A 6,525-nucleotide genomic window follows, 5' to 3' on the forward strand; every position below is an offset into this window, starting at 1 on the left:
CCTCATATAGATATATTTGAATCTTTCCAGTTGTGTCAGCTCATCAATGCCGATAAATTGATATTCTGAACCTTGATATGTATCCAAATCGTTAATGTTACGCAAATATCCGAATGTTAATGAATTGCCGTTTGGAAATGTCCATGAATGTTCAGTTCCATCCCACTTTGGCCTAATGGCTGAATTATTTTGAATTTCCTTTCTGTTTAACCACTGACTGGCTTTATGAATTAAAGCTCCTTTACGCTTCAGGTCAGATAAAGTACGTCTCAGAATTAATGCATGATATTCGTTGGTATCATCCTCAACATAGAACAATGCTCTCATTAACAGACTTGTTGATTTGCTTCCTCCAGCTGCGCCTCCAATCAAGACTTCCTTTTCTGTAGCCAATATCATCTCGGCCTGTTTTGGAAAAGGATTGAATGGTATATATGGGTTTTCATATACACATTTCTGAAGAATAGCTTTGTCTTTAGCATCTAAATGGAATTTCCCGTTTTCATCATACATTATTATCATCAATCTGCTTTGCAAGTATTTCTATTTCATTCATGATGTCCTTTTGAGACATTTCAATTTTCTTGTCTTCAAGTTCTAAAACTCTGTTTTGGAATAGTCTGTCCATTTCATCTTTGAATAATTTGTTTTTAGCGTCAAATGCTTTAACAGATAGTTCAAGGTATCTGATTTTTAATTCCGCCAGATCAAGTAAATATCTTGCCAAGCTTTTTTCCCCTGCATGATATCTTACTTCCTGATCCAGTTTTGCAAAATCAATTTCAATACCAACAGCGTTTTTGGTAATCTTGTCAAGATTGTCGAGTCCCGTTTTGATGTCTGTGACCTGCTGCTGAAGTATGGTATCAATAGCCATGTCAATGTTGTCCTGATGAGCATTAGTGTTTGTTATCTGTCTTTGACTGATGGCCCTATCCGTTAATGCCTCCTTATCTCTTGCTCTTGGGTCTTTCTCTTCATCATTAAGATGATATTTCTTTTTGAATCTGGAGAATGTGGACCTGCTTACTTCGAATTCATGCTCTTCTGCAAGCCATCTTCTCACGCTTTGGTCTGTTGCTCCAGATGTTTTCATAGCTATTATTTCATCCAGCAATGTTTCCATGAAATCAGTTTTATTCAGGTTCAATGTTGCTTTGAACTTCCTGTAGGTAATGTCTGCAACATCTCGGCCGTATTTTGTTTTTAGCATTTCCCTAACTTCGTTGTTGCTCATTCCTTTTTTGCAGCAGTTCATTATTTCCTGTTCGTGCTGTTCCAAAAAGTAAATTACATCTGAATTTCCTCTGCCCATGGTGATGGTGCCTCCTATAAGTCTCTTAATTCCCTTTCAAGCTCCAGCTTTCTTGCTTCAATCAAGCGATGTTCAGTTTGTTTTATGATTCTTTCATAATCAGAGTTATTGTTTATTTCCATTATTGTGTTTTCTGCTTCGCCCATAGCTATTAGTTTTGCTCCAAGCTCATAGGCATCTTTATGGGTAAAAGAAGAATCTTCAACTATTTTTTTGAGTGTTATTTCCACTCTTGCGCTGATGTTGGTTTTTTCGGTTAACATAATACATATATTTATTATGTATTATATATAAAAGTTTATTAGAAAAAATATATAAAAGTAATAATAAATTTTATTATTACCTTTGACAATCAAAAATAGTTTCTGTTAAGAGCAATATCCTGGAGATATATTTTTTGAAGTCAATAGCTATTCTTCTTTATCCATTTGATCAAGTTCTTTTTGAAGGTCTGCAATTTGCATTTCTTTATAGAATCTTTCGAACCTTCCGGTTTCAATGAGAAAAGCTGAAACTTCAAGAGCATCTCTATAGGTATAATTGGACTCTTTGATAATTTGCTTTTTATCTTCATCCATGTAGGATGAGGTATTATTTATATTGGCCATAGTTATTACAACCTGTATATAATAATTAATATAATATTTTATTATTTCAATTATATAAAATTATCATTATATTTCAGGTTATGATTTTGTGATATTTCGTGTTTGTGTTGTTTGTGGAATAATGAAAATTAGTCTTGATAAAATTAATAGCCATGTTTTTTCATTCAATTAAATTAGATGACATTGACATTAACGGCGGCCATCTCGGGTTTGAAGGTGATTTTTGAACTGCGATATATATGAAGGGGTTTCGGAAAGTGAGTTTTGAATAGGTGATGGTGGGTGTTAATGTTTTTTCAATTAAAATTTAATAATTTACCCAAACATACTCACAAATCCCATTAAATCAAGAAGCAAATGGATAATGTATACTACAACAATATTTTTTGTTTTTACATAGATTACTGGAAGGACAGACCATGCCACACCTAATGACAGAAGTAATTGGGGCAGATTAAAACCGTATGCTGGAATATGCAGCAATGAAAATAATAACTGTGAAACTACTATTCCAAGCAGAATTGCAACTTTACGGCCCAATGATTTGTATGTGGCATATAAGACCAGTACCAGCAGTATGAATTTAAACAGTTCCTCACCCATCAATTGTATAATCAGTGTAATGAACATTAGTGTTGCATTATTATTAATTGCAGAATCATTTGTACTGACTATGCCCATGCTGTTTAAAATAATGCCCATTAAGATATTTAAAGCAAATACTCCAATAATGCCTAAAATGATTGGTATGATGTCTCTTGCTTTAGGAATTCTAAAAATCATTGAGAGTTTGCCGTTTAAGGCATATGTAACTGGAATCAATGTTGCAAGACAGATTATCAATGCCTTAGGTATATCATATCCTTCAATAGGTATAACAAAAGGCGAAATAAATACTATTATGATTCCTAAAATCAACACCGAAATTTTTGAAGTTGTAAGCGAAGGATTTTCCTTATAAAATGGAATATCATATTCGGTGTCCTCAAATCTGAAAAATTCTGAACTCATTTTTTTTATTCTCCATTGTTTGAATTCAATATCCATTTCAAAATCAGCACATAAAAAAGATACCCAATTTCCTGATATTTTTTTATAAATTTTAAAATAATGAAATGGGGAGAGCTGAACTCCCTCTAATTTAAATAAAATTCAATAATCTTTTTAATATTACCATAATCCTAAAAGATGCATGAAAAATTGTGCAATATTGGTTGAAAGATGTGCTTCGATTGGTGCTGCAATAAGTGTCAGGCAAAATGCAAGAACCAATATTACTATACTTTGGATTAATGTCTTTTTTGTCTTTTCAAATGCATCGGAAGCACCGTTGGTGTCACTGCTTCTTAATGCCTTGATAAATCTCCAGATGAATAGGAAAAGTAATAAACCTGCTGTAGAGTCAAGAACCGTTCCTGTTATTTCAAATATTCCATGTGGAATCAGGTAAAGTATATACATGATGCCTCCATGAGGTAGTATCTTAGCGAAGAGTGGTCCCATCATTCCTATGCTATAACCATTGTATATAATCATTACAATTGCTAAAATTCCAAAGAATATTGATCCTATGTATGTCATAAGCCCTGAAGATTCATTGTGGATAAATAGCTCCAAAGCACTGCTATCTGGACCAAGTGTACTTACTGCAGTTGCATTAGTGGGCATATTTGCCACTTTAGGCGCCATCATAATCCATGTGGCAATGAATACTATAATAAATAAAGCATATAATCCTATTATCAATTTTTTGTTTTCTTTTAAGGTTTCGACAACCAGCTCTTTGATATTCATGAGTCTATATATTATATATATTATTATATAAAATGTTCCATATTTTTTATATACAAAAGAATTTATTCATTGGTGATGGTGGTGTTAATGTTATTTATGGAAATTCACTTGCTATTTCATGATACTTATCGCTGACAATAGCTACAAAGTCGGTTATTTTGCCTGTGACTTCTAATGTGTCAATGTCAACTTCTTGGAGATAACATATACTGTTAATGTCTTCAGAGTCATCTGTTTCTGCAATACTGTACCATCCCATAATCTTTATCGGTTTATCTTTTGGGAATTTCTTTAATTCTTCAATCATTTCTCCGCAATTCATTTTATCACCTAACTTGAGTATAAATCTGTGAATATCCAACTTGGATCATATGCTATTAGGTTTCCGTCACTGCACCAGATGGATCTGACATTACCATCAGTACTGTCGGCCACTGCTGCAGGGTCTCTGTTAATCCAGTTACCTTCAGTATGTTTCTTATGTCTTAGCCTTAACCTGATATGGCCGGTACCGCTTACACGGCATTTAACATGGACAAACTGCACATCATATCCTAAACTTTTAGCTATTCTGTAATAGACTTGTCCCCAGTCTACACAATTAGAACCTTTACCCTGATTAGCATCGTTAATGGTTTTCTTGTCTGTTTTCTGTGAATCAAAGTATTTGCTGTACAATTTCTTTTTAGCTATAACGGCCAATGCCTCATCAATGGTGTTTCCCTTGAAGTTGAATGTTTTGGTAAATAGCTTCATTGTGGAATCTTTGTAGTCTGGAAGGGTTGACATTCTGTATACAATAGCTGGAAGTCTTTTATTTGCTCTAATGTAAGCTTCTGTCCTTATGGCCATGTCCACATATTCTGCCTTATCGATTTGAAGACCGTTCTTTAATGTTACATAGTTTGGAAGGAAGTCTAAAGACTTGTTGTCTTTGATTAACGCCATTGTGTACATAGCTACTAACTTGTCTGTACCTAACTTCTTTGCTTTCTTTTCAACATCCTTACAGTTACCTTTTAAGGTTAATATTTGGTAATAGTCACGTTTTTGGTATTTCTTTTTGTTCTGGAGTAGCCAATAAGCAATTGAATTCATTGCTTGTGAGAACTGTGTCCAGCTTATACTATCTTTATTATCTGACATATTATATTATTTATATAAATAAGATAATAAATTTATGTATGGTAAAGATAAAGAATATGTTGAACCTAAAGTAAAAGGGGTGGAAAAATAATACAATTATACAGAGTAAGTCTTCAAGTCCAACAATAACACTTTTTATTCTTTATCTATTGATTCTAGTATTTCATTCATCAATTTAACGGTGTCAATATTATTTTCTTCGCCGACTTCATATTCAATAATGGAGCCGACAATCTGGTCAAGAGATCTTTCCTGAATAGCTGAAACCACCCTTAACTTCTTGTGAGTTTCAGGATTTACTTTAACATTAATTCTTTTTCTAGGATTTCCTTTATTCAATAGCTTATCATTAACATCATATGCGGAATTGTCAATGTCAATCCTCTGTAACCAATCAAATCCATCATTACCAGATTTAAATGCTTCTGATACAAATTCAACAATGTCCAATCCCTCAATCCTATCTTCTAAAATTGAAGTGGCTATTGTTTCTAATGTTGTATCTTTTGCAGTAGCTATTACTTTCAATGTCTTATGAGTATTTGGGAATAACTTGACAGTTATTTGTTTTTTAGGAGTTTCAACTTCGTTTATGAAATCTTCACGCACTTGTTTCATTTCTTCTTCTCTTTGTTTTTGCTTTTCAATTAATTTATCAAACTTATCTAATTTATCACGTACTTCAACTTCTGCCATTTTCTGATTTACTTCTTTCATCACTTGTTTTGCACTTTTTTTAGGTTTAGGTTTATCAGATGTCATATTAAACCTCCTTCAATAAATTAATGTATTCACAATAAAATGTAATTACATTTAAATGTACTTACATATAATTATGTTTTTGAAAGTATATAAATATATTGATGAAATTTTTAAAAAAGAAAATAAGTTGTCCAACTTTGTTGGACAGGTTGCGACGAGCAAAACGAGTCGCAATAGGTATATATAGAAAAAATAAGTATTATATAGTTGATTAACAGATTAACATTAACGATTGGATTTTCATTACTAGAACTTACCAATATCTCTGTTATGGATCCACTCACGGTGTTTTCCAATAGCTACTCTAACAATAACATCAATCAAATCAACTTCATCTTCTTTTTTGAAGTAGTAATAAGCCGGTCCTTCCAGCATTAATCTTAAATCATAGAATGGTCTTGGTTTAACTGCATCTGGATTCATCAATCCATAATTCTTTAATATCTTCACATTATCTGTTTCGTATTTCTCCAGCTTGGATTTCTGAACTTTAGTGGATACAGTCTTTTCTTTTTTGTCAAATATCTTAGCTATTTGGGAACTGTCAATCAATATGCTGGATTCAATTAACAGCAATGTTATTTGCTTTCCTTTAACAGTTATTGTTGCTGGATGTGAATTTTCACTATCTAGAATTAACTTCATTTTATAGCCCCTATTATATAATATAACTACTCCTCAAATATATAGGTAAAGCTGGGAGAAGGGTCAGTCCCAGCTTTATCACGGATTTGGAGTAAAAAACTCTTTAGCAGAAGATGTTAGTGAAGAAAAAGCAATTAAAACTTCACCAAATCAACCATTGAGATTTTTATATTCTTTTATCCCTACACGCATCCCTAACGAAAGGGCCAATATATTTAGGAGTTAAATTATGGCTCATGCTCTGAAATTACCTTT

10 protein-coding genes are annotated in these 6,525 nt (G+C 32.7%); all 10 read right to left on the reverse strand.

Annotation, left to right across the window (positions count from 1 at the left end; translation table 11 throughout):
• Positions 1-513, reverse strand: a 513-nt coding sequence (locus tag ACJMML_RS01740) for a terminase large subunit domain-containing protein (RefSeq protein WP_405305684.1), incomplete at its 3' end; no start/stop codon positions are given.
• Positions 506-1,315 carry a hypothetical protein gene (locus tag ACJMML_RS01745; RefSeq protein WP_295114564.1) on the reverse strand — a complete coding sequence of 270 codons (810 nt, stop codon included), beginning with the start codon at positions 1,313-1,315 and terminating at the stop codon, positions 506-508. The genes ACJMML_RS01745 and ACJMML_RS01740, both read right to left, overlap by 8 nt.
• 14 nt (positions 1,316-1,329) lie before the next feature.
• On the reverse strand, positions 1,330-1,578 hold the full coding sequence (locus tag ACJMML_RS01750) for a hypothetical protein (protein ID WP_405305685.1): 249 nt from the start codon (positions 1,576-1,578) through the stop codon (positions 1,330-1,332).
• A gap of 147 nt (positions 1,579-1,725) precedes the next feature.
• On the reverse strand, positions 1,726-1,923 hold the full coding sequence (locus tag ACJMML_RS01755; protein WP_116592752.1) for a hypothetical protein: 198 nt from the start codon (positions 1,921-1,923) through the stop codon (positions 1,726-1,728).
• Positions 1,924-2,238: 315 nt separating this feature from the next.
• Positions 2,239-2,934: a CPBP family intramembrane glutamic endopeptidase gene (locus ACJMML_RS01760; protein WP_292747835.1), complete on the reverse strand. Its 696-nt coding sequence runs from the start codon at positions 2,932-2,934 to the stop codon at positions 2,239-2,241.
• A 159-nt stretch (positions 2,935-3,093) separates the two neighbouring features.
• Entirely contained in the window at positions 3,094-3,717 is a 624-nt protein-coding gene (locus ACJMML_RS01765) for a stage II sporulation protein M (RefSeq protein WP_292747833.1), read from the reverse strand.
• A gap of 94 nt (positions 3,718-3,811) precedes the next feature.
• On the reverse strand, positions 3,812-4,039 hold the full coding sequence (locus ACJMML_RS01770; protein ID WP_405305686.1) for a hypothetical protein: 228 nt from the start codon (positions 4,037-4,039) through the stop codon (positions 3,812-3,814).
• 8 nt (positions 4,040-4,047) lie between these two features.
• Positions 4,048-4,863 carry a hypothetical protein gene (locus ACJMML_RS01775; RefSeq protein ID WP_405305687.1) on the reverse strand — a complete coding sequence of 272 codons (816 nt, stop codon included), beginning with the start codon at positions 4,861-4,863 and terminating at the stop codon, positions 4,048-4,050.
• A gap of 135 nt (positions 4,864-4,998) precedes the next feature.
• On the reverse strand, positions 4,999-5,625 hold the full coding sequence (locus ACJMML_RS01780) for a hypothetical protein (RefSeq protein WP_405305688.1): 627 nt from the start codon (positions 5,623-5,625) through the stop codon (positions 4,999-5,001).
• 246 nt (positions 5,626-5,871) lie between these two features.
• Positions 5,872-6,270, reverse strand: a complete 399-nt coding sequence (locus ACJMML_RS01785; RefSeq protein WP_405305689.1) for a hypothetical protein — start codon at positions 6,268-6,270, stop codon at positions 5,872-5,874.
• Positions 6,271-6,525 lie beyond the last annotated feature (255 nt).

The organism is Methanobrevibacter sp., assembly GCF_045130115.1.
Taxonomy (GTDB): Archaea; Methanobacteriota; Methanobacteria; order Methanobacteriales; family Methanobacteriaceae; genus Methanocatella.

Coding starts and splice junctions, on each gene's coding strand:
- ACJMML_RS01775 (WP_405305687.1), bottom strand. CDS start 4,863: ATGTCAGATAATAAAGATAGTATAAGCTGGACACAGTTCTCACAAGCA.
- ACJMML_RS01780 (WP_405305688.1), bottom strand. CDS start 5,625: ATGACATCTGATAAACCTAAACCTAAAAAAAGTGCAAAACAAGTGATG.
- ACJMML_RS01785 (WP_405305689.1), bottom strand. CDS start 6,270: ATGAAGTTAATTCTAGATAGTGAAAATTCACATCCAGCAACAATAACT.
- ACJMML_RS01745 (WP_295114564.1), bottom strand. CDS start 1,315: ATGGGCAGAGGAAATTCAGATGTAATTTACTTTTTGGAACAGCACGAA.
- ACJMML_RS01765 (WP_292747833.1), bottom strand. CDS start 3,717: ATGAATATCAAAGAGCTGGTTGTCGAAACCTTAAAAGAAAACAAAAAA.
- ACJMML_RS01755 (WP_116592752.1), bottom strand. CDS start 1,923: ATGGCCAATATAAATAATACCTCATCCTACATGGATGAAGATAAAAAG.
- ACJMML_RS01750 (WP_405305685.1), bottom strand. CDS start 1,578: ATGTTAACCGAAAAAACCAACATCAGCGCAAGAGTGGAAATAACACTC.
- ACJMML_RS01760 (WP_292747835.1), bottom strand. CDS start 2,934: ATGAGTTCAGAATTTTTCAGATTTGAGGACACCGAATATGATATTCCA.
- ACJMML_RS01770 (WP_405305686.1), bottom strand. CDS start 4,039: ATGAATTGCGGAGAAATGATTGAAGAATTAAAGAAATTCCCAAAAGAT.